Below are 25,411 nucleotides of genomic sequence, written 5' to 3' on the forward strand. Positions count from 1 at the left end.
GTCGAGGCTCGCAGTCTCTGGGCCGAGTCGAGGTCGCCGACGACTCGCATCGATCCGGCGTCGGCGGCCGCCGTGCTCACGCCGGTGGCCATGCTGCTCGTGCTCGGTTGGCCGATCGGGTTGATCCTGGGCCTGCTCGCGGCGCCGGTCGTGCGCGCCGGAGCCGGCCGGCTCGAGAGCGGGGCGTCGCGACGACGCGATCAGGTAGCCCGGCGCCAGCTCCCCGGTGCCCTCGATCTCGTCACCGCAGCGCTCGAGGCCGGAAGACCTCCGGGTACGGCGTTGGCCCTGGCGGCCGAGGTCGCCCCCGAGCCGCTGCGCACCGACCTGTCCGCCGTGGCGCACCGGGTCGCGGTCTCGGGTGACCTGCGCGCAGCCGTGGCGGACGTGCGTGGTCCGCTCCTCCCGCTGGCTCGGGCGCTCCGTCGGGCCGACCAGTCGGGGGTGCCCGTGGCCCACGTCATCTCGGCCCTGGCCACGGACGTGCGTCGTGAGCATCACGCCGCACGTCGCGAACACGCTCGTCAGGTGGGTGTGCGCACGGCGGCGCCGCTCGGCCTGTGCTTCATGCCGGCGTTCCTGCTGATCGGCATCGTCCCCACGATCATCGCCGTCGCCTCGAACCTGAAGCTGTGAGGTCGTCCACAGCAGCCGAGCTCCGGACGGCTGTCCCCAGCCGGTCGATCAGTGCGCAGATCGGCGTGATGCAAGCCCATCTTCTCCATGTCAGTTCCCAACAAGGAGGTTCTCCCATGCGCACCATCATCCGTCGCTCCGAGCGCGCCATGTCCACCGTCGAGTACTCGGTCGGCACCCTCGGTGCCTGCACCGTCGGCGGCGTCCTGGTCAAGATCGGCCAGTCCGAGTGGTTCGGCGACCTGGTCAAGGGCGTCATCGACCAGATCCCCAACCTGCTGCCGTTCTGAGCCGCTGTCCGATCTGCGTGGCCGGGGCGGGTGGAGGCACCGCTCGCCCCGGCCGCCGAGCCCAGGAGGTTCTGATGTCTGTCACACCCCTCGACCGGGGCATGACCACGGCCGAGTACGCCGTCGGCACGGCGGCAGCCGCCTGCATCGGCTGCATCGTGATGAAGATGGGTGCCGACGGCGACTGGATCACCGGCATCTTCGACCGGCTCCGTGACATCGGCGCCTGGTTCGACGTGTGGACGACCCCGTTCCGGGGTCCGCGATGAGCCGGCGGCGAGACCCGCGCGGCATGGTCACGGCCGAGCTCGCCACCATCGCCCCGTTCGGTCTGGCCTTCACGTTGCTGCTGCTGTGGGTCGTGTCCCTGGGGCTCACCCAGGTGCGCCTCACCGACGCGGCTCGTGACGGCGCACGGCTGGTCGCCCGCGGCGAGTCGGTCGACACCGCCACCGCGGCAGCCCGACGCAGCGCTCCCGCCGACGCGCGTGTCTCGGTCGACGTGTCGGACGGCGTCGCCACCGTGACCGTCCGTTCCGAGTCCCGCCTGCCGCTGCCGTTCTTCTCGCACGTCGGCGCCCGATCGCTGGAGGCCGACGCCTCGGCCGTCGTGGAGTCCCCGTGAGCCGCCCACGGGCAGCCGATCGTGGTGCGGCCACGGCGCATGCCGTCACAGCAGCGTCGGCCCTGGTGCTGATCACCCTCGTGATCACCGAGATCGCCGGTCTCGTCGCCGTGCGCCATCGAGCCGTGGCCGCGGCGGACCTCGCGGCGCTTGCGGCCAGTCAGGCCAGCGTGGCGGGGCGCGACGCGTGCGCGACCGCTCGTGACATCGCGCGACGCAACGGCGCAGAGCTCGTGGGCTGCCGCATGGACTTCGCGGTCGCCACCGTCACGGCTCGCGCCACCAGCCAGAGATGGTGGGGCCGGCGGTGGCAGCCCGAGGCCGAGGCGAGAGCCGCTCCGGACTCCTACGTCGAGCCGTGAGCCGGGGCGTGCGCGAGGACCACGTCGAGCAGGGTCACGGCACCTGCCTTGTCGAGCGGGTCGTTGCCGTTGCCGCACTTGGGCGACACCACGCAGGCCGGGCAGCCGTCCGGGCAGGGGCAGTCCGCGATGGCGTCGCGGGTCATGCGCAGCCACCTCGCAGCGAGCGCGTGGCCACGCTCGGCGAACCCGGCGCCGCCGGGGTGGCCGTCGTAGACGAAGACCGTCAGCAGCCCGGTGTCGGCGTGCAGGGCGGTCGACAGCCCGCCGATGTCCCACCGGTCGCAGGTCGCCAGCAGGGGGAGCAGGCCGATCGACGCGTGCTCGGCGGCGTGGGCGGCGCCGGGCACGTCCGTGCTGTCCAGCGCGCCGGCCACGGCATCGGGATCGACCGTCCACCACACCGCCTGGGTGGGCAGGGTGCGTTCGGGCAGGGTCAGGGGCTCCTCGGCGATCACGCTCTGCGTCTGCGTGCTGTGCTTGAGGTACGACACCACCTGGCTGTGCACCTCCACGGTGCCGAACGCGATCGTCGCGGGTCCCCAGCGCTCCGAGCGGATGGTCTCGCTGATCTGCACCTCGGTCACCGAGCGGGCCTGGGTCGAGTACGGCGGATCGTCGCGGTGCACCACGGCCACGCCGTGCTCGACGTCGTACTCGTCGACCAGGAACACCTCGCCCTGGTGCACGTACACGGCTCCTTCGTGCACGTGGCCGTCGGCCGATCCGGCGTCGACGGTGCCCACGAGTCGCCCGGTGGTGTCGTCCACGATCTGCACGGGCGCGCCGCCGCTGGACCGCAGGTCGGCCAGGTCGCCGGCCCGTTCGCGCTTGGTCCAGAACCAGCCGGCCGTGCGCCTGCGCAACCATCCGGCCGCCTCCAACGCGGCAACTCCCTCAGCGGCGCGCGGACCGAAGGTGGCGAAGTCTCCCTCGGTCAGCGGCAGCTCCTGGGCGGCTGCGGCCAGGTGCGGACCGAGCACGTACGGGTTGTCCGGATCGAACACCGAGGCTTCCACCGGAGCACCGAACAGTGCCTCGGGATGGTGCACCAGGTAGGTGTCGATCGGTTCGTCGCGGGCCACCAGCACGCCGAGCGAGTCCTGCCCGGCGCGTCCGGCCCGACCGAACTGCTGCTGCAGGCCGGCCCGTGTGCCAGGGAATCCCACGCTGATCACGGCGTCGAGCCCCGCCACGTCGATCCCGAGCTCGAGGGCGTTGGTGCTCGCCAGGCCGAGCAGGTCGCCTGATCGAAGCCGCTGCTCCAGCTCACGCCTCTCCTCGGGCAGGTATCCGCCGCGATAGGTGGCCACCCGTCGCGGCAGCTCGGGGTCGACCTCGCCGAGTCGGCGCTGGGCCGCGGCAGCCACCGTCTCGGCGCCCCGTCGTGACCGCACGAAGGCCAGGGTGCGGACGCGGCCGATCACCAGGTCGGTCATCAGCTCGGCCGCCTCGGACGTCGCCGACCGACGGATGCCCGAGAGCTCGGGCTCACCGGTGGCCGAGGTGGTGCCGCCGACCACCGGCGGTTCCCAGAGGGCGATGGTGCGGGCGGCGTGCGGCGACGCGTCCTCGGTCACGGCGGCCACGTCGAGCCCGGTCAGGCGCTGGGCGAACGCGGCGGGGTCGGCGACCGTGGCCGACGACAGCACGAACAACGGATGGGCGCCGTGGTGCTCGCACAAGCGCCGCAGGCGTCGCAGGATGTGGGCCACGTGAGCCCCGAAGACACCTCGATAGTGGTGGCACTCGTCGACCACCACGTGCGTCAGGCCGCCGAGCACCCGCGACCACCGGTCGTGGGCCGGAAGGATCGAGTGGTGGAGGGTGTCGGGGTTGGTCAGCAGGTAGTTGGCGTGGTCCCGGGCCCACGCCCGTTCCTCGCGGGAGTTGTCACCGTCGACGGTGGCCGGCCGCAGCAGATGGGCGGCCGGGGCGAGCCGGCGCAGCTGGTCTGCGGCCAGAGCCTTGGTGGGAGCGATGTACAGCACCGTGGGTCGGCGGTGCCCCTCCAGCCGACTGCCGGCTCGTCCCGCCACCACCGCGGTCATGGCCGGTGCTTGGAAGGCCAGCGACTTGCCCGACGCGGTCCCCGTGGAGATCACGACGTGTCGACCGGCGGCCAGGTGGGCCATGGCGTCGGCCTGGTGACCCCACACGGCGGTGATGCCGTCGTCCTCGAACACGGCCCGCACCTGCGGATCGATCGAGTCCGGCCAGGGCTCGACCACCGCCTCGCGAGCAGGTACGTGCTCGACGTGTGTGACGCGGTCCGGGTGACGCGTCAACAGGTCGGCCGGATCCACCTGCCGAGTGTCCCAGACGCGGGCGACTCGTCGCGGCGTGTGATTGACTGAATCGCCGAACCGTCGCCTCGCGACACGAAGGGAACACGATGGATCTGACGATCACCACGCGCACCGTCGAACCCTTCGACGTCATCGAGATCGGCGGGGAGATTGACGTCTACACCGCCCCGCGCCTGCGCGAGTCGATCGTGGCCGCGGTCGAGGCCGGTCACCACCGCCTCATCATCGACGTGCAGAAGGTCGAGTTCCTGGACTCCACCGGCCTCGGTGTGCTGGTCGGCGCCCTCAAGCGCGTGCGCGCCGATGGCGGGTCCCTCGACATCGTCTGCACCCAGGAACGCATCCTGAAGATCTTCGAGATCACCGGGCTGGACAAGGTCTTCGGCCTGCACGCCACGGTCGACGAGGCGTGCGCCGCCCACGCCTGACCCCGATCGGTCTCCCGGCGTCCCGGCATGTAATCTGCGTCACGCGCCCCTGCCACCTCAGGGTGCGTTCTGTCTTGCCTGACCTTGGAGGATTCAATGGCGAACGCGACATTCGTTGCGGCAGTGGGCGGTGACCTCGACTTCTCGGACAAGAACACGTACTACCTGTACGCGGTCGTGGCCATCGGCGCTCTGGCGCTCATCATGGCGGGCGTGTTCCGCGCCCAGGTGCTGAAGGCACCCGAGGGCACCGAGAAGATGCAGGAGATCGGCCAGGCCGTGCAGGAGGGCGCCGCGGCGTACCTCAGCCGGCAGTTCCGCACCCTCGCGGTGTTCGCGGTCATCGCTCTGCTGATGCTGGTCGCGCTCGACGCGGCGGTGCTCGGCTGGGACAACGACTGGAAGGTCAAGATCGGCCGCTACGTCGCGCTGCTGCTCGGCGCCGGGTTCTCGGCCCTGATCGGCTACCTCGGCATGTGGCTGGCCACGCGCGCCAACATCCGCGTCGCAGCAGCCGCCCAGGACGAGGGACGCGAGGTCGCGATGCGCATCGCGTTCCGCACCGGCGGCACGGTCGGCATGCTCACCGTGGGCCTCGGTCTGCTGGGTGCCGGCGGCATCGTCCTGATCTACACCGGCGACGCCCCCGAGGTGCTCGAGGGCTTCGGCTTCGGAGCTGCCCTGCTCGCCATGTTCATGCGCGTCGGCGGCGGCATCTTCACCAAGGCCGCGGACGTCGGCGCCGACCTCGTCGGCAAGGTCGAGCAGAACATCCCCGAGGACGACCCGCGCAACGCCGCGACGATCGCGGACAACGTGGGCGACAACGTCGGTGACTGTGCCGGCATGGCAGCCGACCTGTTCGAGTCCTACGCCGTGACCCTGGTCGCCGCGCTGATCCTCGGATCGGTCGCGTTCGGCGAGGTCGGTCTGGTCTTCCCGCTGGTCATCCCCGCCATCGGAGCGCTCACCGCGATCCTCGGCGTCTTCATCACCCGCCCCCGCTCCGGCGAGGGTGGACTCACGACGATCAACCGCTCGTTCTACATCACCGCGGTCGTGTCCGGCGCAGCGTCGATCGGCGCCGCGTTCCTGCTGCTGCCCACCACGTTCAGCGACGCTGACCTGCCGGGCATCGACGTCAACACGCTGATCGTCTCGCTCAACCAGCAGGCCGGCCAGGCGGCCCCGGGCCTCGACGCCAACCCGCGCCTGATCGCGATCCTCGCGGTCATCATCGGCATCGTGCTGGCGGCGGTCATCCTCGCCCTGACCGGGTACTTCACCGGCACCGAGACCCGTCCGGTGAAGGACGTCGGCAAGACGTCGCTCACGGGCGCGGCCACCGTCATCCTGTCGGGCCTGTCGGTCGGCTTCGAGTCGGCGGTCTACACCGCGATCGTGATCGGCGCGGCCGTGTTCGGCGCGTTCCTGCTCGGCAGCGGCTCGCTGGTCGTCGCCCTGTTCGCCGTCGCGCTGGCCGGTTGTGGTCTGTTGACCACCGTCGGCGTCATCGTGGCGATGGACACCTTCGGTCCGGTCAGCGACAACGCCCAGGGCATCGCGGAGATGTCCGGCGACGTCGAGGAGGAGGGGGCCCAGATCCTCACCGAGCTCGACGCGGTGGGCAACACCACCAAGGCCATCACCAAGGGCATCGCGATCGCCACGGCCGTGCTGGCCGCGACGGCGTTGTTCGGCTCGCTGACCAGCTCGATCACCGAGGCCGTCCAGGACTCGGGTCTGACCGAGTCCGGTGACGTCGGCAACCTGAAGGTCATCGAGGTCTACGCGCTGCAGGGCATCTTCAACGTGGCCGACCCGAGCATCCTGGTCGGACTCATCCTCGGTGCAGCCGTGGTGTTCCTGTTCTCCGGACTGGCCATCAACGCCGTCGGTCGCGCGGCCGGCGCCGTGGTCTACGAAGTCCGTCGCCAGTTCCGCGAGATCCCCGGCATCATGGAGGGCACCGGCCGTCCCGAGTACGGCAAGGTCGTCGACATCTGCACCCGCGACTCGCTGCGCGAGCTCGCGACGCCCGGCATCCTGGCCATCTTCGCCCCGATCGCGGTGGGCTTCGGCCTCGGCATCGGTTCGCTCGGCGCCTTCCTGGCCGGTGCGATCGGCACCGGTCTGCTGATGGCGGTGTTCCTCGCCAACGCCGGCGGCGCGTGGGACAACGCCAAGAAGCTGGTCGAGGACGGCAACCACGGCGGCAAGGGATCGCTGGCCCACGAGGCCACGATCATCGGTGACACGGTCGGTGACCCGTTCAAGGACACCGCCGGTCCGGCGATCAACCCGCTGCTCAAGGTGATGAACCTGGTGGCCTTGCTCGCCACGCCGCTGATCATCAAGTACGCATACGGCGCCGACGAGAGCGCGGCCACGCGCTACGCCATCGCCGCCGTGTCGACGCTGATCATCATCACCGCGGTATACATCTCCAAGCGTCGTCCGATCGCGCTGGAGACCGACATCGTCGAGGACGAGCCCGCTGTGGATCCCGCGAAGGACTGAACCCGACGCGAGGGCCCGGTCACCGTTCGACGGTGGGCGGGCCCTCGTCATCTGCGAGGGTGGGCCGATGCTCGACGACACCACCACCGCCGCGCTGCGTGAGGCGCTCAGCTCGGCCGAGTTCACCGCCGACGCGACCTACGCCCTCCTCGGCGACGAGGCCCACCACGCGCTGGGGCGCAACCAGGTGGTGCCGGCGGTGCGTGCCACCGCGGACGGCTCGACGCTGGCGACCTTGATCCGCCTGTTCACCCTGCAGGTCGACGTCGACCGCGCTGCCGCCGATCGGGCGCTGCCCGGCCTGGTCGACCCGCTGGTGGCGGCCCGGATGCTCGCGAGCGACGGGTCGCTGGTGCGGGCCCGGGTCGACCTGCGGCCCTACGGCGACGAGTCCCACGACTGGTGGGTGGTGTGCGACGGAACCCCCGGACTCGGGCGACCTGTCGACGGCATGGATCCCGAGCACGTGCTCGGCATCAGTGAGGCGTCGTCGAGCCTGGCCGGCCTGGTGGTGCGCGACGAGGTGGGGTCGGCGCTCGACCTGGGCACCGGTTGCGGGGTCCAGGCGCTGCACCTGTCGGGGCACGCACGCCGGGTGGTGGCCACCGACGTCAACCCTCGGGCCCTCGCGATGGCTCGCCTGACGGCGGCACTGAACGAGATCGACGTCGACGTGCGCGACGGCAGCCTCTTCGAACCGGTCGCCGACGAGCGATTCGACCTGATCGCCACGAACCCGCCGTTCGTCGTGTCGCCGCCCGACGGCGACCGCCTGGTGTACCGGGAGACCGCCCTGCCCGGCGACGACGTCGTTCGGCACGTCGTCACGGGGGCCGCGGACCACCTGTCGCCCGGCGGACGGTGTCACGTGCTCGGAGCCTGGATCCATCACGTCGACCAGCCGTGGGCCGAACGTCTGGGCGGCTGGGTCGAGGGCACGGGGCTGGATGCGTGGGTGGTGCAGCGTGAGGTGCTCGACCTCTCGTCCTACACCGAGATGTGGCTGGCCGACATGGGTCTGACGGCCGGCCCCGAGCACACCCGCCGCTACGACCGGTGGCTGACGTGGTTCGAGGAGCAGGGGATCGAGGCGATGGGATTCGGCTGGATCAACCTGCGCCGCGCCGACCGGCAGGTTCCGGACGTCCGCATCGAGGACTGGGTCGGACCTGTCGCCGGACCGGTGTCGGGGTCGGTGGCCGCCCACGAGCGGGCCGTCGATGCCCTTGCTGCCGGCGACCCGCTCGCCGAGCGGTGGCGGCAGGTGGACGGTCTCGTGCAGGACACCCACGGCGCCGCCGGGGCGGACGACCCCGAGGCGATCGTGCTGCGCCGCACGTCCGGGCTGTGCCGCACGCGGCAGGTCGACACCGTCGAGGCCGCGCTGGTCGGCGCCAGCGACGGCGACCTCACCGCGGGTCAGATCCTCGACGCCGTGGGCTCGTTGCTCGGACGCCCCGACCTGCGCTCGACCCACGCGGCATCGCTGATCGACCTGGTCGTCGAGGGATTTCTCGAGCATGTGCCAGCGGATCGGCCTCCGATCACGCTACAGTAAAGAAAGTGACTCCTACGCGCTGCGGACACGCGGCCGGGGCCACGGTGGAGGAGTGCAATGGACGACGCAGCGAAGCTGTCGACCGCCCTGGAGATGATCCAGGCGTGGAACGACATCGACATCGAGAAGATCATCGAGATGTTCGCCGAGGACGGCCAGATGCACCTGATGATGGAGGCCGAGCCGACCGTCGGTCGTCCGGCGCTGCGCCGTCGCATCGGCAAGTTGATGGCAGCGGCCACCGAGGTCGACATCCAGATCCGCAACGCGGGAGTCATCAGTGGAGCGGTGTTCCTCGAGCGGGTCGACACGTTCGTCATCGGTGGGCACTCCGGGGCGATGCCGGTGGTCGGCGTGCTGGAGATCGAGGAGGGCCGCGTGCAGATGTGGCGTGAGTACTACGACCACGCGACGCTGCGCTCCGGCCTCGGCCTCCCCTGACCCTCCGTCCCGGCTCAGCGAGGACCGAGCGTCCGCACCTCGCCGGCGTCGGGGTCCCACCGGCGCAGGGACGTGAAGGTGAGGTCGAGGGGATCGGTCGTGAGGACGTCGAGCGCGCGCGGCACATCGGCACGATCCACCCGGCGCGCCAGCGTGAGGTGGGCGAGCCAGCCGGGGTGCTCGTGGCCGCCGGTGGCCGACCGCAGGTCGAGCACGGCCCGCACGACCTCGTCCGGCAGATCGACGGTGCGCGCAACCGTCACTCGGCGACCTCCGAGCACCACCAGCCCCGAGGTGCGGCCGTGGACCGGCAGGAGGGGTCCGAGCAGCTCCACCGCGCGTCGTTCGAGATCGGCGTCGATCTCCGGGACCGCGATGACGGTGAGGTGCGGGCTGTTGGTCGAGCCCCGATGGTCCAGCTGCGACGGCAGTCCTGCCTCACGCAGGACGGTCCAGTCCGCCACGACGGCGTCGTGGCCCTCGTCGTCCGGCAGCAGCTCGAGCGCGTGGAGGCGGGGCACGCCTACGACCCCAGCCAGCCTGCGGCGCGCCGGGTGTGCGCCGCCTTGGTGCCCGGGTCGAGCCGGTCGTACAGGGAGGCGATCATCTGCGACCGGGGGTTGCCGGCGAACACGTCGTGGTGGTCGCGCACGAAGGTCCAGTACAACGCGTCCCAGTCCTGCTGCCACTCACCCCACTCCTGGCGCGTGTAGTCGCTCATCTTCTTCAGGTAGTTGGAGCCGGAGACGTACGGCTTGGTCGTGATGGCCGATCCGGCCGCGAACTGGCTCATCGCGTAGACGTTGGGAACCATCACCCAGTCGTACGCGTCGACGAACATCTCCATGAACCACTCGTACGCGGAGTCGGGGTGGACGCGCAGCAGGCACATCGCGTTGCCGAGGACCATCAGCCGTTCGATGTGGTGCGCCCACCCGTGGCGCAGCACCCGTCCGACCACGTGGTCGACCGGCGGCAGGCCGGTGGTCGCGTCCCACCACCCCGGATCCAGCGGTCGGGCGTGCTGCAACGTGTTGCTGGTGCGCATCGCGCGACCCCGGGTCACGTACGTGGCTCGCATGTACTCGCGCCAGCCGATGACCTGTCGCACGAACCCCTCGAGGGACGCCAGCGGAACGGCCTGGCCGTCAGCCACCTCCAGCGCGCGCCGCAGGATCCGACGCGGAGAGATCAGCCCGATGTTGAGCGGCGGCGTCAGCAGCGAGTGGAACACGAAGGGGTGGTCGGCGGTGAGGGCGTCCTCGTACGGGCCGAACTCGGCGAACCGCTGCTCGAGGAACTGCTCGAACGCCGCGTCGGCCTCCGCGTGCGAGGTGGGCCAGGCGAAGGCATCGGCATCGCCCGGGTTGTCGGGAAAGGCGCGCTTGACCCAGTCGATCGCGGCGGCGACCTCGGCATGTCGATCAGGGGGCGTCGGCTCGGGCACCGGGTGGTCACGGGGCAGCTTCTTGCGGTTCTGGTCGTCGAACGACCACCGGCCGCCGACCGGCTCCCCGGACTCGGTCACCAGCACGTCGAGCCGGCGACGCTGCCAGGTGTAGAAGTGCTGCATGCGCGCCCGGCCCTGGTCGAACACCTCGGAGATCTGAGCGCGCGTGGTCAGGAAGTTCGGCGTCTCGAGGACGTCGTCGGCGGCTGGCTGGTGCCCGGCGTCGGCCAGCGCTGCCGTGAGGTCGCGCTCCAACCAGTCGTCGACGACGTCGTGCAGCGTGACTCGCGACGGACCGAGATCCTCGATCAACCGGGTCAGTGCGGCGCGGCTGATGGTGCGACCGTCGGTGTCGATCTGGTGCACCTCGAAGCCGGCGTCGCGCAGCCGGGTCGCGAAGCGTCGCATGCTCGCGCGGTGCAGCACGAGCTTCTGGACGTGGAACCGGTACTGCCGGAACATCAGGTCGTGCTCGACCAGCACGAACACGGTGCCCGCGTCGGCGTCGAGGTGTGACGCGAACAGCTGGTGCGGCAGCACCAGGCGCACGTGCGGGGCAGTCACCCCTCGATTGTCGGGGAGTCCAGTCGAAGCTGCATGACCGCGAGGTCCAGCCAGCGGTCGAACTTGCGCCCCACCTGGTCCATGCGGCCGACGATCTCGAAGCCTCGGCGTGCGTGCAGGTCGATCGACACCTGGTTGCCCGACTCGATCATGGCCATCATGCGGTGGAAGCCCTCGGCCCGGGCGCGCGCGACGGCCGCGTCGACGAGCGCCGACGCGAGCCCCTGACCCTGGTGCTCGGCCAGCACGTACACCGACTCCTCGACGGTGAGGCGATAGCCGGTCTTGGGACGCCACGGGCCGTACGTGGCGTAGCCGCCGACCACCCCGTCGGCTTCTGCCACCATCACCGGGAACCCCGCCGACTGGCGGTCGGCGAGCCACGACGCGCGCTCGGCCTCCTCGGCCGGGGACTCGTCCCAGATGGCGGTGGTGTTCAGGACCGCGTCGTTGTGGATGGTCAGGAGCGCCCGGACGTCGGCCGCGGTCGCGTCGCGGACGATCACCCGGCGACCGTTCGATCGTCCGCGGTGGTGGTCGGACCGACCGGGGTGGGGCCCATGCCCGGGAGGAGCTGGCCGCCCCAGCACAGCACCGCGATGCCGGTGGCGATGGCGCCGCCGACGACGAAACCACCCCACGGGGCGACGTGGTCGATCGACAGCCCGATGATGGGGGCGCCCACGGCTGCGCCGACGGTGAAGGACGTGCCGTGCCACCCCATGGCCTCGCCGCGACGTTCCTCCGGCGTCAGCTGGGTGATCCACTCGGCGGTCGCGGTCAGGGTGGGTGCGCACAGGAACCCGGTGGGGATGACCAGCAGGGCGAGCGCCCACACGTTGGTGGCCAGCCCGACCGGGATGGTGGTGAGGCCGAGGGCGAGCAGCAGCCACGTGGGCCGGTACGACCGGTGCCATGCGCCGTAGAGCACGCCGCCGACCAGCGAGGCCCCTCCCCACAGGGCGTAGACGAGTGCGATCGCCGCGGTGTTGTCGAGATCCTCCAGGACCGCGACGATGCCGAGGTCGGTGGCGACCAGCGTCAGGACGGCGCCGCCGGAGATGAAGAAGAGGAAGACGACCTGGGGTGACAGCCACGTGGGTCGTGGGCCGGCGGGTGCCGGGGCGTCGGCGTCGACCGGCGTGCGGGTGGGGGGATTGAGACGCAGCAGCGAGATGCCGGCGACGACCTCGGCGGCCCCGATCGCGGCCAGGGCGACGGCGGCGTTGAACTGGGTGACCAGCAGCACGCCGACGGCCGGACCGATGATGAAGCTGGCCTCGGCCACCACGCTGTCGGCGGAGAACGCGAGGCGCCGGCGGTCGGTGGTGACCATCACGCTGAGCGCCTGTCGCATGATCGAGAAGATGGGGATCAGGAACAGCCCCATGAGGAACGCCACCGGGATGAGCGCCCAGTACGGCGCGAGTGCGGCGATCGGGTACAGGATGCCCACCGCGATCACGGACGGAACCACGGCGCGCCGCAGGCCGAGCCGGTCGATCAGGCGACCGCGCCACGGCGAACCGACCCCGGCCCCGATGGTGGACGCCGCGGCCACGATGCCGGCCTGTCCGTAGCTGCCGTCGAGGTCCTGCACCACGTGCAGCGTGAAGGCCAGCGGGGCAGCCATGGCGGGCATGCGGGCGAAGAACGCAGCGACGAACAGGCGACGCACCTTCTCGTCGCTCCACAGCACCCGATACCCCGACAGATCCACCTGCTGATTCTGGCACCAGACCGCCACATTTCCGCACTCGGTCGGGTCGTCGGCCCAGAGCTCGCGCCGAGGAGATCACACCCCGCTGCGCTTGATCCCTTGACAGGAGGCGTTAGCGTATGCCGCGTCCGTCACTTCATGCACGTGTCCCCAGGGGAGCCCCCGTTGACCAGCCTCGTCATCGTCGAGTCACCGAACAAGGTCCGCAGCATCGCGGGCTACCTCGGTGACGGCTACGTCGTCGACGCGTCCGTGGGGCACATCCGTGACCTGCCGCGCGGCGCGGACGAGGTCCCGGCAGCGTTCAAGGGCGAGCCCTGGGCCCGCCTCGGCGTCAACATCGACGACGGCTTCGAGCCGGTCTACGTCGTGTCGGCCGAGAAGAAGAGCCAGATGGCCAAGCTCAAGAAGCTGCTGAAGGACGCCGACGAGCTCGTGCTCGCAACAGATGAGGACCGCGAGGGTGAGGCCATCGCGTGGCACCTGCTGGACGAGCTGAAGCCCAAGGTCCCGGTCAAGCGCATCGTGTTCAACGAGATCACCAAGGACGCGATCCTGCACGCCATGGCCAACCCGCGCGACGTCGACATGGACCTCGTCGACGCCCAGGAGACCCGTCGCATCCTGGACCGCCTCTACGGCTACGAGGTCAGCCCCGTGCTGTGGAAGAAGGTCATGAGCGGGCTGTCCGCCGGCCGCGTGCAGTCGGTGGCCACCCGCCTGGTCGTCGAGCGCGAGCGCGACCGCATGGCGTTCCGCATGGCGTCGTACTGGGACCTCGAGGCCACCTTCGACGCCGGCGACGGCCACGACCCGCGCCAGTTCCCGGCCAAGCTGGCCACCGTCGACGGCAAGCGCGTCGCCAACGGCAGCAGCTTCGACAACGCCGGCAACCTCACCAACGACAAGGTCGTGCACCTCGACGAGATCGCCGCCGGTGCCCTGGCCGACGGCCTGCGCGACCGCCCGTTCACGGTGTCGTCGGTCGACTCCAAGCCCTACAGTCGCAAGCCGTACGCGCCGTTCCGCACCACGACCATGCAGCAGGAGGCGTCGCGCAAGTTCGGCTTCGGCGCCGCCCGCACCATGCAGGTCGCCCAGCGTCTGTACGAGAGCGGCCTGATCACCTACATGCGTACCGACTCCATCACGCTGTCGCAGACCGCGATCAGCGCGGCGCGGTCGCAGGTCACCGAGCTGTACGGCAAGGAGTACCTGCCGGACAAGCCGCGCGTCTACACCGGCAAGGTCAAGAACGCCCAGGAGGCGCACGAGGCGATCCGCCCGGCCGGCGAGACGTTCAAGACCCCGCAGGCGGCCGGTCTGTCCGGCGACGAGGCGCGGTTGTACGACCTGATCTGGAAGCGCACCATCGCCTCGCAGATGAGTGACGCCCGCGGCAACAGCGTGTCGATCCGCATCGGCGCCGAGGCCGAGTCCGGCGAAAAGGTCGAGTTCAGCTCGTCGGGCCGCACCATCACCTTCCACGGGTTCCTCAAGGCGTACGTCGAGAGCACCGATGACGAGTCCGAGGGCGACGACCAGCAGACCAAGCTGCCCAACCTCTCCGAGGGCGCCACCGTCACGGCCGCCGAGCTCGGCCAGGCCGGCCACCAGACCAAGCCGCGGGCCCGCTTCACCGAGGCGACGCTGATCAAGGAGCTGGAGGAGCGCGAGATCGGTCGCCCCTCCACCTATGCGTCGATCATCGGGACGATCCAGAACCGCGGTTACGTGTACAAGAAGGGCACCGCGCTCGTCCCGGCGTGGATCGCGTTCAGCGTCATCCGCCTGCTCGAGCAGCACTTCGGTCGCCTGATCGAGTACTCGTTCACCGCCGAGCTCGAGGACGTGCTCGACGAGGTGGCCGGCGGTCGTGAGGACCGCGTCAACGTGCTGCAGCAGTTCTGGGCCGGCGAGGGCGAGGGCAACACGGGGCTGAAGTACCTCGTGGAGAACCTGCCCGACATCGATGCGCGCGGGCTGGCCACGTTCCCGCTCGGCGAGGACATCAACGTCCGCGTCGGCCGCTACGGCCCGTACGTCGAGGGTCCTCCGTTCACCGAGGACGACGAGGGCAAGCGAGTCCCCACGCGCGGCAACATCCCCGAGGACCTGCCGCCCGACGAGCTCACGCTCGACAAGGCCAAGGAGATCCTCTCCACGCCGGCCGGCATGGAGAAGGAGCTTGGCCTGCACCCCGAGACGGGGCTGATGATCACGGCCCGCAACGGCCGCTACGGCCCGTACGTCACCGAGGCGCTGCCCGAGGGCGCCAAGAAGGCCGACAAGCCGCGCACCGCGAGCCTGTTCCAGACCATGTCGCTGGACCTGATCACCCTCGACGAGGCCGTGCAGCTGCTCACCCTGCCGCGCGTGGTCGGCACCGGTGCCGAGGGCGTGGAGATCACCGCCCAGAACGGCCGCTACGGGCCGTACCTGAAGATGGGCACCGACTCGCGCTCGCTGGAGAAGGAGGAGGAGCTCCTCACGATCACCGAGGAGCGCGCCCGCGAGATCTACAGCCAGCCCAAGACCTACGGTCGCCGTGCTGCCAAGCCGCCGCTGAAGGAGCTGGGCGAGGACCCGGTCAGCGGCAAGCCGGTCGTCGCCAAGGACGGTCGCTTCGGCATGTACGTCACCGACGGCGAGTACAACGCCACGCTGCGCAAGGACGACAGCCTCGAGGAGCTCACCAACGAGCGCGCCTACGAGCTGCTCGCCGAGCGTCGCGCCAAGGGCCCGGCCAAGAAGGCCAAGAAGACCGCCAAGAAGTCGACGGCCAAGAAGACCACCGCCAAGAAGTCGACCGCGAAGAAGACGGCCAAGAAGGCTGCGGCGAAGAAGGCCTGACCCATTCCCCGCGAGTGGCGCAGTTTGGCGAGGTCTCAGCGCTGAGAGCGACCATCTTGCGCCACTCGATGAACAGATTGCGCCACTCGACGACCGCACTTTGACAGACTGAGCCGGTGAGCGTTCTCTCCCTGCGACCTCTGGGACCCCGCGATCCGCAGGAGCAGCACCGCGCGGCGACGCCGCTGGAGCTGTTCACCGATCTTTGCTACGTCGTCGGCATCGCCCAGGCCGTGCTGACTCTCGAGCACGAGATCGCCGAGGGCCACGGCGCCCACGGCCTGCTGTACTTCGCGATCGCGTTCTTCGCGGTGTGGTGGGCCTGGCTGAACTTCGCCTGGTTCACGTCGGCCTACGATCCCGACGACGTCCTGCACCGGGTGCTGACGCTGCTGCAGGTGCTGGGCGCGCTCGTGCTGGCAGCCGGCGTCCCCCGGTTCTTCGACTCCGACTTCACGCTGGGCGTGGTCGGGTACGTGATCATGCGCGTCGGTCTGGTGCTGATGTGGCTGCGCGTGGTGTCGGGCGATCCGCAGCGGCGGTCCACGGCGTTGCGCTACGCCGTCGGGCTCACCGCCGTGCAGGTGCTGTGGGTGCTGGCGCTCGTCGCCACCGGTGGTCAGCTGCACCTGTGGCAGTTCCTGGTGCTCGCCGCCCTGGACTTCGCCGTGCCGGCGTTCGCCGAGGCGGCGGGCGCCACGCCGTGGCACCCCCACCACATCGCCGAGCGGTACGGGTTGTTCTTCATCATCGTGCTCGGCGAGACGATCCTGGCCGCCGTCATCGCCATCCAGGAGAGCCTCGACGCGGAGGGAACGTCGTCGGTGCACCTCGGGCTGGTCGTGGCGGGCGGCGTGCTCATCGTCTTCGCCGCATGGTGGTTGTACTTCGCCCGCGAGAACGCCGAGGTGCTCAGCGGCAACGACGTCGGCTTCGTCTGGGGGCTCGGGCACCTGCTGGTGTTCGGCAGCGCCGCCGCGATCGGTGCCGGACTGGCGGCGCGGGTGGCGTACTACGACCACCACGCCGAGATCTCCGACACCGCGAGCGCGGCGTTCATCACGGTGCCGGTGGCGGTGTTCCTCCTTGCCCTCTGGGCGGTGTGCATCCGCCTGCACGACGCGTCGGTGCGGACGTTGGGTCCGTTCGTGGTCGCGGCCGTCGCCGTGCTGGCTCTGACGTTCGCGCCGTGGTCCGAGCTGTGGGTCGGTCTGGTGATGGCGGCTCTGCTGGTCGTCGAGCTCGTGCTCACCGCCGACAGCGAGTCCGTGGGAGCCCCCGACTAGGCTCGCCTCCATGCAGCCGCTCTTCACCGACTCCGGGGTGTTCATCGCCCTCGAGGGCGGCGAGGGTGGCGGCAAGTCCACCCAGGCAGCGCTGCTGGTCCGGTGGCTCGAGGGCCTGGGCCACACGGTGCTGCTCACGCGTGAGCCGGGGGGCACCGAGGTCGGCGCAGTGCTGCGCTCGATCGTGCTGGGTCACGAGACCGGCGACCTCTCCCCCCGCACGGAGGCCCTGCTCTACGCCGCCGACAAGGCCGAGCACGTCGACTCCGTGGTCCTGCCGGCGCTCGAGGCCGGTCAGGTCGTCATCACCGACCGCTACGTCGACTCCACGCTCGCCTACCAAGGTGCTGGCCGTGCGCTGGAGGTCTCCGAGGTCGAGCACGTGGCTCGCTGGGCCACGCGCTCGCTGCGCCCCCACCTCACGGTCGTGCTCGACATCGATCCCGCCGTCGGGCTGGCCCGCTTCGACGGCGCCGACCGCATCGAGGCCGAGCCGCTGGAGTTCCACCAGCGCGTTCGTCAGGGTTTCCTCGACCTGGCCGCGATCGACCCAGCGCACTACCTGGTGGTCGAGGCCGGCGGCACTCCCGACGACGTGCACGCGGCCGTGCGTCGTGCGGTCGAGCCGTGGCTGGAGCAGGCCCGATGAACGTCTGGTCCGACCTCGTGGGGCAGGCGCCGGTCATCGAGACGCTGCAGGCAGCGGTCGCCTCGTCCACCGGTGACGGGCGCTCCATGACGCACGCCTGGCTGTTCACCGGTCCTCCCGGCTCGGGCCGCTCCAACGCCGCCCGCGCGTTCGCCGCGGCCCTGCAGTGCGACACCGGCGGATGCGGCCACTGCCAGTCGTGCACCACGGCGCAGGCCGGGAGCCATCCCGACATCACGCTCATCAGCACCGCCGGACTGTCCATCGGTGTCGACACGGCACGCGACCAGGTGCGCCGCGCCGCGCTCCGCCCGGCCGTCGGGCGCTGGCAGATCATGATCGTCGAGGACGCCGACCGTCTCACCGAGCAGGCCGCCAACGCGCTGCTCAAGGCGGTCGAGGAGCCGTCGCGGCACGCAGTCTGGATGCTGTGCGCCCCCGCTCTGGAGGACGTCGTCATCACCATCCGGTCGCGGTGTCGTCCGGTGCTGCTGCGCACCCCGCCCACCGCCGACATCACGCGCCTGCTCATCGAGCGCGACGGCATCGAGCCCGAGCTCGCACAGGCCACGGCTGCAGCGTCGCAGGGTCACATCGGTCGGGCCCGCGGTCTGGCACGCGACCCCGCGGCCCGGCAGCGCCGCCTCGACATCCTCACCCTGCCGCTGTCGCTGCGGTCGGTCGGCGACTGCGTCGCGGCCGCCCAGACGGTCGTCGACGCAGCCACCGCTCACGCGTCCGGTCGAGCCGACGAGTCCGAGGCCGACGAGCTCGACGACCTGCGCCAGACGTGGGGCGTGGAGGACCGCGGACGGCGCCCGGCCGGCTACGCCGGGGCGCTCTCGGCGCTGGAGAAGGACCAAGCCCGGCGACGCAAGCGGCTGGCGCTCGACTCGATCGACGGCGTGCTGCTCGACCTGCTGTCGCTGTGCCGTGACGTCGCCGCCTCGCAGTGTGGGTCGCGCACCGACGCGGTCAATGCCGACGCCATCGACACCATCGCCGAGCTCGCCCGCCTGTGGACGCCCGAGTCCACCATGCGCACCATCGATGCCATCGTGGACTGCCGCGAGGCGCTCGCCGCCAACGCGGCACCCAACCTGGCCCTCGAACGCATGATGTTGGAGCTTCGCCCATGATCACTCGCACCCGTGCTGTCGCCATCGTCGCCGCTGTCGCGGTGGTCGCCGTCGTGGCTGGCCTGCTCACCTGGCAGTTCTCGGATCGGCAGCAGTGGCAGCCTCCGACGCCCACGGGCGAGGCCGTCGCGGCTCCCCTTGCTCCCTTCTACGACCAGAAGCTAGCTGGACCGACTGCGGCACCGCCAAGTGCACGCGGGTCACCGTCCCGGTCGACTACGAGCAGCCCGACGGCGAGACGTTCACCCTGGCGGTGCGGCTGTTCCCGGCCCACGACGGTCCGGCCAAGCGGTCGATCTTCGTCAATCCGGGAGGACCCGGCGGGTCGGCCATCGACTACGCGGCCAGCATGGCGAGCCAGTTCGGCAGCAGTGTCACCGACATGTACGACGTGGTCGGCGTCGACCCGCGCGGTGTCGGCGAGAGCACCCCGCTGGAGTGCCTGTCGGACCGCGCGTTCGACCAGTTCACCGAGACCGATCCCGATCCCGACGACCCCGCCGAGATCACCGCGTTGGAGCAGAGCGTCACCGACCTCGGCACGGCGTGCGAGCGACGGTCCGGGGCCCTGGCCGCGCACGTCTCCACCGAGGAGGCGGCCCGCGACATGGACGTCGTGCGCGCGCTGCTCGGGCGCACCACGTTCGACTGGTTCGGGGCGTCGTACGGCACCCAGCTCGGTGCCACCTACGCCAACCTGTTCCCCCAGCGGGTCGGTCGCATGGTGCTCGACGGAGCGGTCGACCCGGTCGAGACCAGCATCGAGGCAGCGCTGGGGCAGACCACCGGGTTCCAACGGGCCTTCGACGCCTACGCGGCCGACTGCATCGACAGTGACGGCTGCCCGCTCGGGTCGTCGGTCTCCGAGGCCAACCAGCGTGTCAGCGACCTGCTGACCCGTCTGGACGCCCAGCCCCTCAAGACGCGTGGTGACCGCGTTCTCACCGAGGGGCAGGCCTTCTACGGACTCGCTCTGCCCTTGTACGACCAGCAGAGCTGGCCGGTGCTCACCCAGGCCCTCACACAGGCGCTGAACTCCTCCGACGGCACCACGCTCCTGGCACTGTCCGACGCGTACTTCAGCCGGCAGGCCAACGGCACCTACAGCGACAACATCGGCCAGGTCATCTACGCCGTCACCTGCCTGGACGCCGGCGAACGCCCCGATCTGGCGACGGTCCAGGCGGCGCTCCCGCGATTCGAGCAGGTGTCGCCGGTGTTCGGCCGGGCTCTCGGCTGGGGCGCTCTGGGCTGCACCGACTGGCCGATCAAGGCCACGCATCCGCAGCAGCCGGTGCCGGCAGAGGGTGCGGCGCCGATCGTCGTCATCGGCACCACGCGCGACCCCGCCACCCCGTACGAGTCGGCGGTCAAGCTGGCCAACGAGCTCTCGTCGGGCGTGCTGCTGACCCGCGAGGGCGACGGACACACCGCCTACAACTCCGGCAACCAGTGCATCGTCAAGGCCGTCGACACCTACCTGGTCGAGGGAACCGTGCCCAAGGACGGCACCACCTGCGCCGAGGAGTAGCGGCGCGGCCAGGGGGACGGTCAGCCGCGGATGGCCTCGTGGTGCCGGATGACCTCGTCGATGATGAAGGTCAAGAACTTCTCGGCGAACGCCGGATCGAGGTCGGCGGCGTGCGCCAGGTCGCGCAGGCGCGTGATCTGTCGGGCCTCACGGTCGGGGTCGGCCGGCGGCAGGTCGTGCTCGGCCTTGAGCCGACCGACGCGCTTGGTGTACTTGAACCGTTCGGCCAGCACGTGGATGAGCGCGGCATCGATGTTGTCGATGCTCGCCCGGATCTCTTCCAGCTCGGCCTGCACGTCTTCGCTCACGGCGTGAAGTCTACGGTCAGCCCGCGCTGCGGCGGGGCACGTAGACCGTCACGCCCTTGGGCCCGTCGACCACCGGCAGCAGCCGGTAGTCGTCGGCCAGGGTCCATCCGCACGTCGCCAGAGCGGCGATGTCGCGCTCGGCGGGCGCACGGTTGTACAGCAGGATGGGTGGTTCGGTGAGCGTGCCGTCCGCGCACGCGGTCGTGAGGCTGGCCGCCGATCGCAGGGTCGCGGTGGGCCCGGTCCATGGCTCACCGACCGGGCGTGCCCCGAGCATCAGGATCAGTCCGGGCATCTTGTCGAAGGCCATGATCTTGGCCGGTGCCGGTTGCAGGTAGGGGCCCAGCGCTGATCGGAGGGCCTCGTCGGCACGTGCGTCGGTGGGCGTCAGGCGTAGTGAACCCAACGGGGTGGCGCCGTCGGCGACCTCCGTCGTCAGGGCGCTTCTCGGCTCGGAGCGGTAGGGGTCGTCGACCATGCTGCTGTGCGCGACGAGCGCAGCGGCCACCACGGCCACGACGGTGCAGGTGCGCGTGACGAACCGAGCGGTCGCGGGAAGGCCGGGTTGGACGATCAGCATGAAGGCGAAGAACAGCGCGAAGCTGCTCGCGGCGGCAGCCCACAGTCGATTGTTGGTGCCGAAGGCGATCATGAGGGGCAGCGTCAGCAGCAGCAGGCCGACCACGACCTGGTCGCGCGACGGAGGCGTGAACGTGTGGGCTCGCAGCCGAGCCAGCTGGGCTGCGGTTGCGGCGACGAGTGCAGCCAGCACGAAGGCGAACAGGCCGACCGAGAACTGCTCGAGCGACGCAGGGCCACCGCGGAACCCGCCGTCCTGCGCGACCCGCACCACGGACAGGGCCGTGGCGAGCACCGCGACGGCCGCCGTGGCCATGCCCACGCGACCGCGGTGGAAGAACCCGGCCACGAACGCGGCCACGAGCATCACGACGTGCGCACCGAGCGTGGTCGCGACGAAGTCGATGCTGGAGGTGGCGTAGGTCGTGAGCAGCGTGGCCGGCGAGTGGTCGCCGTCCGAGGACAGCCGCGTCACGTCGATGATCGGCGGAATCGCCTGGTCGAGGCGGACCACGAACAGGTGGACGCAGGCGAGCGCGACGGCGACCGCCCCCACGACCCAGGCCGCCCACCGTGCTGCGGCCCGCCGGCCCGAGGCGTCGGCGACCAGGAGCACCCCGACCGCCACCACGACGATCATGGCCGGTGCCGCTGTCCACTTGCCGATGACGGCGGCCAGACTCACCAGGCCGAGGGCGACGGGGACCCCGGCGCCGGGCGCGCGACCTTCACGGCCGCGCGCGGCGGCCTGCAGGACCAGCCCGGCGCCGACCACCGCTGCGAGCATGGCGACGTCGTTGTAGCCCGGGCTCGACGGCAGCCAGCTGTAGGCCATGCCGCCGGTGGCGACGATCGCCACCGTCGTGGCAGCCAGGGCCGTGCTCGACGTCGTCGGACGGTGGGCCCGCAGCCACCTGGCGAGCGAGACACCGAGAACTCCGTGAGCGGCGAGGACGGTGAACAGGCGGAACCACCGCAGGGACTCGATGTTGTTGCCCAACAGCTCGAACACCGGGCCGTACAGGTACTGCAGCTCCGGTGAACACGCGGGGAGTGGAGTCCCACCACCTGAACGACAGGACGTAGAAACCTTCGTCCGAGATGTCGAAGCCTCGGTCGACCGTCATCGCGACGCCGACGACCCACCATCCGGTGGCTGCCACCGCGAGCACGAGAACGACGATCGCACCGGCGTCACGCCGGAGCGAGGAAGAGGGTGTCGACATGGAGGCCTTGGTGGGTCGAGGGCGCCCGCGCGGGACGGGCGTGGCCGCACGGGCCGTGTTCGGTTTGGGGGAGACGGGGTGGCACCATCATGGTATGAGTACCGCCTCGTCGCCGTCGATCGCGCAGCCGGACTACTGGTGGTACCGAGCGCGGGGAGAGCTGCTCGAGGCCGCCCTCGGGGGAGCGGTCCACAGCGATCACCGCGTGCTCGACGTCGGCAGCGCGGACGGGCCGAGCGTCGGGTGGTTGCGCAGCACCGGCGCGCACCTCGCCGTCGACCTGGACCCGCGTGGTCTGCAGGCCGGCGACGTGTGCACCTCGGTCATGGCGCTGCCGTTCAGCGATGAGTCCTTCGACGTCGTGGCGGCCTTCGACGTCATCGAGCACTGCGAGCCGGAGTCGGTGGCCCTCACCGAGGTGGCGCGCGTGCTCGCGCCCGGCGGTCGGTTCCTGATGTCGGTGCCCGCCTACCAGTGGGCGTGGACCCAGTTCGACGACTGGAACCACCACCACCGCCGGTACACCCGCAAGCGCGCCGTCCGCGCTGTCGAGGCGAGTGGTCTGGTCGTCGAGCGAGCCACCTACGCGTTCGCCGGAACGTTTCCGTTCTTCGCGGCCGACCGGCTCCGCGGACGGATGGTGGAGGCTGTCCGGGGCGCCGAGGAGATCGACACCGACGGCGTGCCGCCCCTCCCGGAGGTCTCGCCGAGGCTCGATCGATTCCTGTATCGATGCGCCATGCTGGACGCTCCACGGTTGGCGTCCGGGCGCAGCCTGCCGTTCGGTTCCAGCGTCCTGGTCGCGGCAGTCAAACCAGCGGGTCCGAGCACGAGGAGTACGGATCGTTGAGTCAGGTTCACCAGATCTCCGTCGTCATCCCGGTCTACCGGGGTGCCGCGACGCTGGGCGACGTGGTGGCCGACGTGCAGCGCTTCCACGAGGAGTTCGCCACCCCCGACGGTCACCGGGCCGTGGTGGCGGAGGTGCTCCTCGTGCACGACCACGGACCGGACGCGTCCGCACAGGTCATGCGTGACCTCGCGGCTGAACACGAGTGGGTGCGGCCGGTGTGGCTCAGCCGCAACTTCGGTCAGCACCCGGCCACGCTCGCCGGCATGGCGTCGAGCGGTGGCGACTGGGTCGTCACCATGGACGAGGACGGCCAGCACGACCCTGGCTTCATCCCGGCGATGCTCGACGTCGCCATGGCCGAACAGGTGGCCGTCGTCTACGGGGCGCCCACCAACCGGCCGCCCCACGGCGCCCTGCGCAACGCATCGTCGCGGTACGCCAAGAAGCTGGTCGACCGCATCGGTGGGACGCAGCGCGCGGCGATGTTCAACAGCTACCGCCTGGTGCTCGGCGAGGTCGCACGCAGCGTTGCCGCCTACTCGGGCGCTGGCGTCTACCTCGACATCGCGCTCGGGTGGATCGCCTCCGACGCCTCGACGTGTCCGGTCCAGCTGCGCGAGGACGAGGCGCGCCCATCGGGCTACAGCCGCCGTACGTTGATGTCGCACTTCTGGCGCATGGTCATCAGCAGCGGCACCGGGCTGTTGCGGTTCGTGAGTCTGGCCGGTGTGGTCTCCGCGATCCTCGGCTTCGTCGGCGCGCTGTTCCTCGCGGGCCTCAGGTTGTTCGGTCGTGTCGACATCCAGGGCTGGACCTCGGTCATGATGATCGAGCTGATCGGTACCGGTGTCATCCTGTTCGCCCTGGGGATCGTGGCCGAGTACATCGGAGTCGCCGTCAACATGGCGATGGGCAAGCCGTTGTACGTCATCACCGCCGACCGGGCGACCGGTCCCCTGAGCTATCGAACCGACCAGGCCTCCGGGTGACGGTCAGCTGGGTCATCGGCTCCGGGGGTCTGCTGGGTCGTCAGGTGGTGGCCGAGCTGCGCCGGCAGGCGCGCCCGACGCTGGTCAGCGACGTTCCGTGGGGCGACCCTGACGGCACGGCGGCCGCGCTGCGCGAAGGCATCACTGCGTTGCGGACGGCCGCTGGCGACGATCGATGGGTCGTCGTGTGGTGCGCGGGCGCGGGAGTGGTGGCGACGCCACAGGCCGATCTGGAGGCTGAGGTCGTCGCGTTCCGTCGTTTCCTGGACGACCTCGCCGAGCTCGATGGCTCGCGGGGCGTGCTCTTCCTGGCCTCGTCGGCCGGTGGCGTCTACGCGGGCTCGCCCGACGTTCCCCCGTACACCGAGCAGTCGGCGGTGAGCGCGAAGGCGCCTTACGGGCACGCCAAGCTGGCGATGGAGTCCGCGGCCGCCGCGTTCGCGGAGTCCTCGGGCTGCCAGGTGCTGGTGGGCCGGTTGGCGAACCTGTACGGCCCCGGCCAGAACCCGGACAAGCCGCAAGGGCTGGTGTCGATGCTGTGCCGTGCAGTCATCACGGGCCAGCCGCTCGGCGTGTATGTCTCGCTCGACACCCTGCGCGACTACCTCTACGTCACCGATGCTGCTCAGATGATCGTGGCCGGGCTCGACGAGCTGCAGCGACGGCCGACGCGATGGCTCATCAAGATCTTCGCCTCCGGCCAGGCGGTCTCCGTGGCGGCGCTGCTCGGCGAGTCCGGGCGGGTGCTGCGGCGCCGCCCACCGGTGGTGTTTCGTGCCTCGTCGCACGCTGCCGGCCAGGTCAAGGACCTGCGGATGACCTCGACGGTCCTGGTCGACGTCGACCGCCTGGCGCGGACGTCGTTGCCCGCCGGTCTCTCGGCCACCTTCGCCAGCATCGTGGCCGACCCACCGCTGCGCGCCTGAGGACACCTAACCCGACCGACCGCCACCACGACTCCACCACGTGGTCGGCTAGACTCGTTCCGGTTCGGCGGGCGATCCTCGTTGAACCGTTGGCCGCCTTAGCTCAGTCGGTAGAGCGTTTCACTCGTAATGAAAAGGTCGTCGGTTCGATTCCGACAGGCGGCTCCAC

General features: G+C 70.6%; 24 protein-coding genes and 1 tRNA gene. 18 read left to right on the forward strand and 7 right to left on the reverse strand.

What is annotated here, in order from left to right; translation table 11 throughout:
• Positions 1–72: 72 nt before the first annotated feature.
• From AC0L5F_RS11870 to AC0L5F_RS11890, 5 genes are all read left to right on the forward strand, one after another.
• Positions 73–636 (forward strand): type II secretion system F family protein, encoded by a 564-nt coding sequence (locus AC0L5F_RS11870; protein WP_473313585.1) that lies wholly within the window; start codon positions 73–75, stop codon positions 634–636.
• Positions 637–752: 116 nt separating this feature from the next.
• The gene (locus tag AC0L5F_RS11875; protein ID WP_473313586.1) at positions 753–926 is read left to right on the forward strand and encodes a DUF4244 domain-containing protein; all 174 of its coding nucleotides are present in this window, start codon (positions 753–755) and stop codon (positions 924–926) included.
• A gap of 74 nt (positions 927–1,000) precedes the next feature.
• Positions 1,001–1,195 carry a DUF4244 domain-containing protein gene (locus tag AC0L5F_RS11880; RefSeq protein WP_473313587.1) on the forward strand — a complete coding sequence of 65 codons (195 nt, stop codon included), beginning with the start codon at positions 1,001–1,003 and terminating at the stop codon, positions 1,193–1,195.
• On the forward strand, positions 1,192–1,551 hold the full coding sequence (locus tag AC0L5F_RS11885; protein ID WP_473313589.1) for a TadE family type IV pilus minor pilin: 360 nt from the start codon (positions 1,192–1,194) through the stop codon (positions 1,549–1,551). The genes AC0L5F_RS11880 and AC0L5F_RS11885 overlap by 4 nt, the downstream gene beginning before the upstream one ends.
• Positions 1,548–1,913, forward strand: a complete 366-nt coding sequence (locus AC0L5F_RS11890; RefSeq protein ID WP_473313591.1) for an Rv3654c family TadE-like protein — start codon at positions 1,548–1,550, stop codon at positions 1,911–1,913. The genes AC0L5F_RS11885 and AC0L5F_RS11890 overlap by 4 nt, the downstream gene beginning before the upstream one ends.
• Here the strand turns inward: AC0L5F_RS11890 and AC0L5F_RS11895 are convergent.
• Positions 1,898–4,219 carry a DEAD/DEAH box helicase gene (locus AC0L5F_RS11895; RefSeq protein ID WP_473313592.1) on the reverse strand — a complete coding sequence of 774 codons (2,322 nt, stop codon included), beginning with the start codon at positions 4,217–4,219 and terminating at the stop codon, positions 1,898–1,900. The genes AC0L5F_RS11890 and AC0L5F_RS11895 overlap by 16 nt on opposite strands.
• A gap of 89 nt (positions 4,220–4,308) precedes the next feature.
• Here AC0L5F_RS11895 and AC0L5F_RS11900 point away from each other — a divergent pair, with 89 nt between their 5' ends.
• From AC0L5F_RS11900 to AC0L5F_RS11915, 4 genes are all read left to right on the forward strand, one after another.
• A complete protein-coding gene (locus AC0L5F_RS11900; RefSeq protein WP_473313593.1) occupies positions 4,309–4,650 on the forward strand; it encodes an STAS domain-containing protein in 342 nt (113 codons plus the stop codon).
• 96 nt (positions 4,651–4,746) lie between these two features.
• Positions 4,747–7,170, forward strand: coding sequence for a sodium-translocating pyrophosphatase (locus tag AC0L5F_RS11905; protein ID WP_473313594.1), 2,424 nt, complete (start codon positions 4,747–4,749; stop codon positions 7,168–7,170).
• Between the two features lie 67 nt (positions 7,171–7,237).
• The gene (locus AC0L5F_RS11910) at positions 7,238–8,728 is read left to right on the forward strand and encodes a DUF7059 domain-containing protein (RefSeq protein WP_473313596.1); all 1,491 of its coding nucleotides are present in this window, start codon (positions 7,238–7,240) and stop codon (positions 8,726–8,728) included.
• Positions 8,729–8,785: 57 nt separating this feature from the next.
• Complete coding sequence (locus AC0L5F_RS11915) at positions 8,786–9,169, forward strand: limonene-1,2-epoxide hydrolase family protein (protein ID WP_473313597.1); 384 nt, start codon at positions 8,786–8,788, stop codon at positions 9,167–9,169.
• Between the two features lie 14 nt (positions 9,170–9,183).
• On the opposite strand, the gene AC0L5F_RS11920 is transcribed toward AC0L5F_RS11915, so the two are convergent.
• From AC0L5F_RS11920 to AC0L5F_RS11935, 4 genes are read right to left on the reverse strand one after another with little or no spacing between them, the layout of a single operon-like run.
• Positions 9,184–9,690, reverse strand: coding sequence for a 2'-5' RNA ligase family protein (locus AC0L5F_RS11920; RefSeq protein ID WP_473313598.1), 507 nt, complete (start codon positions 9,688–9,690; stop codon positions 9,184–9,186).
• Between the two features lie 2 nt (positions 9,691–9,692).
• A complete protein-coding gene (locus AC0L5F_RS11925; protein WP_473313599.1) occupies positions 9,693–11,183 on the reverse strand; it encodes a cryptochrome/photolyase family protein in 1,491 nt (496 codons plus the stop codon).
• A complete protein-coding gene (locus tag AC0L5F_RS11930; RefSeq protein ID WP_473313600.1) occupies positions 11,180–11,689 on the reverse strand; it encodes a GNAT family N-acetyltransferase in 510 nt (169 codons plus the stop codon). The genes AC0L5F_RS11925 and AC0L5F_RS11930 overlap by 4 nt, the downstream gene beginning before the upstream one ends.
• Positions 11,686–12,903 (reverse strand): MFS transporter, encoded by a 1,218-nt coding sequence (locus AC0L5F_RS11935; RefSeq protein ID WP_473313601.1) that lies wholly within the window; start codon positions 12,901–12,903, stop codon positions 11,686–11,688. The genes AC0L5F_RS11930 and AC0L5F_RS11935 overlap by 4 nt, the downstream gene beginning before the upstream one ends.
• Positions 12,904–13,041: 138 nt before the next feature.
• Between AC0L5F_RS11935 and topA the strand changes: the two genes are divergently transcribed.
• The 5 genes from topA (at position 13,042) to AC0L5F_RS11960 (ending at position 20,361) form a co-directional block, all read left to right on the forward strand.
• Positions 13,042–15,756: a type I DNA topoisomerase gene (gene topA / locus AC0L5F_RS11940; protein WP_473313602.1), complete on the forward strand. Its 2,715-nt coding sequence runs from the start codon at positions 13,042–13,044 to the stop codon at positions 15,754–15,756.
• Between the two features lie 116 nt (positions 15,757–15,872).
• Complete coding sequence (locus AC0L5F_RS11945; RefSeq protein ID WP_473313603.1) at positions 15,873–17,042, forward strand: low temperature requirement protein A; 1,170 nt, start codon at positions 15,873–15,875, stop codon at positions 17,040–17,042.
• Between the two features lie 10 nt (positions 17,043–17,052).
• Positions 17,053–17,691 (forward strand): dTMP kinase, encoded by a 639-nt coding sequence (gene tmk, locus AC0L5F_RS11950; RefSeq protein ID WP_473313604.1) that lies wholly within the window; start codon positions 17,053–17,055, stop codon positions 17,689–17,691.
• A complete protein-coding gene (locus AC0L5F_RS11955) occupies positions 17,688–18,830 on the forward strand; it encodes a DNA polymerase III subunit delta' (protein WP_473313605.1) in 1,143 nt (380 codons plus the stop codon). The genes tmk and AC0L5F_RS11955 overlap by 4 nt, the downstream gene beginning before the upstream one ends.
• 94 nt (positions 18,831–18,924) lie before the next feature.
• Positions 18,925–20,361, forward strand: coding sequence for an alpha/beta hydrolase (locus AC0L5F_RS11960; protein ID WP_473313607.1), 1,437 nt, complete (start codon positions 18,925–18,927; stop codon positions 20,359–20,361).
• A 20-nt stretch (positions 20,362–20,381) separates the two neighbouring features.
• Here the strand turns inward: AC0L5F_RS11960 and AC0L5F_RS11965 are convergent, their stop codons facing one another.
• On the reverse strand, positions 20,382–20,669 hold the full coding sequence (locus AC0L5F_RS11965) for a chorismate mutase (RefSeq protein WP_473313608.1): 288 nt from the start codon (positions 20,667–20,669) through the stop codon (positions 20,382–20,384).
• A 16-nt stretch (positions 20,670–20,685) separates the two neighbouring features.
• The gene (locus AC0L5F_RS11970) at positions 20,686–22,260 is read right to left on the reverse strand and encodes a hypothetical protein (protein ID WP_473313609.1); all 1,575 of its coding nucleotides are present in this window, start codon (positions 22,258–22,260) and stop codon (positions 20,686–20,688) included.
• 308 nt (positions 22,261–22,568) lie between these two features.
• On the opposite strand from AC0L5F_RS11970, the gene AC0L5F_RS11975 reads away from it, so the two are divergent.
• From AC0L5F_RS11975 to AC0L5F_RS11990, 4 genes are all read left to right on the forward strand, one after another.
• Positions 22,569–23,324 (forward strand): class I SAM-dependent methyltransferase, encoded by a 756-nt coding sequence (locus AC0L5F_RS11975; protein WP_473313610.1) that lies wholly within the window; start codon positions 22,569–22,571, stop codon positions 23,322–23,324.
• Entirely contained in the window at positions 23,321–24,316 is a 996-nt protein-coding gene (locus AC0L5F_RS11980) for a glycosyltransferase (RefSeq protein WP_473313611.1), read from the forward strand. The genes AC0L5F_RS11975 and AC0L5F_RS11980 overlap by 4 nt, the downstream gene beginning before the upstream one ends.
• Positions 24,313–25,242: an NAD-dependent epimerase/dehydratase family protein gene (locus tag AC0L5F_RS11985; RefSeq protein ID WP_473313612.1), complete on the forward strand. Its 930-nt coding sequence runs from the start codon at positions 24,313–24,315 to the stop codon at positions 25,240–25,242. Before AC0L5F_RS11980 ends, AC0L5F_RS11985 begins: the two co-directional genes overlap by 4 nt.
• A gap of 92 nt (positions 25,243–25,334) precedes the next feature.
• Positions 25,335–25,410: transfer RNA gene (locus AC0L5F_RS11990), tRNA-Thr, on the forward strand.
• The last annotated feature ends 1 nt before the right edge of the window (position 25,411 follow it).

The organism is Aeromicrobium sp. 10G20-16, assembly GCF_055809665.1.

What these genes read in the sequence shown, in the direction of transcription:
- AC0L5F_RS11880 (WP_473313587.1), top strand. Translation starts at nt 1,001, where the DNA reads ATGTCTGTCACACCCCTCGACCGGGGCATGACCACGGCCGAGTACGCC.
- topA (WP_473313602.1), top strand. Translation starts at nt 13,042, where the DNA reads ATGCACGTGTCCCCAGGGGAGCCCCCGTTGACCAGCCTCGTCATCGTC.
- AC0L5F_RS11910 (WP_473313596.1), top strand. Translation starts at nt 7,238, where the DNA reads ATGCTCGACGACACCACCACCGCCGCGCTGCGTGAGGCGCTCAGCTCG.
- AC0L5F_RS11975 (WP_473313610.1), top strand. Translation starts at nt 22,569, where the DNA reads ATGAGTACCGCCTCGTCGCCGTCGATCGCGCAGCCGGACTACTGGTGG.
- tmk (WP_473313604.1), top strand. Translation starts at nt 17,053, where the DNA reads ATGCAGCCGCTCTTCACCGACTCCGGGGTGTTCATCGCCCTCGAGGGC.
- AC0L5F_RS11915 (WP_473313597.1), top strand. Translation starts at nt 8,786, where the DNA reads ATGGACGACGCAGCGAAGCTGTCGACCGCCCTGGAGATGATCCAGGCG.
- AC0L5F_RS11905 (WP_473313594.1), top strand. Translation starts at nt 4,747, where the DNA reads ATGGCGAACGCGACATTCGTTGCGGCAGTGGGCGGTGACCTCGACTTC.
- AC0L5F_RS11900 (WP_473313593.1), top strand. Translation starts at nt 4,309, where the DNA reads ATGGATCTGACGATCACCACGCGCACCGTCGAACCCTTCGACGTCATC.
- AC0L5F_RS11885 (WP_473313589.1), top strand. Translation starts at nt 1,192, where the DNA reads ATGAGCCGGCGGCGAGACCCGCGCGGCATGGTCACGGCCGAGCTCGCC.
- AC0L5F_RS11875 (WP_473313586.1), top strand. Translation starts at nt 753, where the DNA reads ATGCGCACCATCATCCGTCGCTCCGAGCGCGCCATGTCCACCGTCGAG.
- AC0L5F_RS11955 (WP_473313605.1), top strand. Translation starts at nt 17,688, where the DNA reads ATGAACGTCTGGTCCGACCTCGTGGGGCAGGCGCCGGTCATCGAGACG.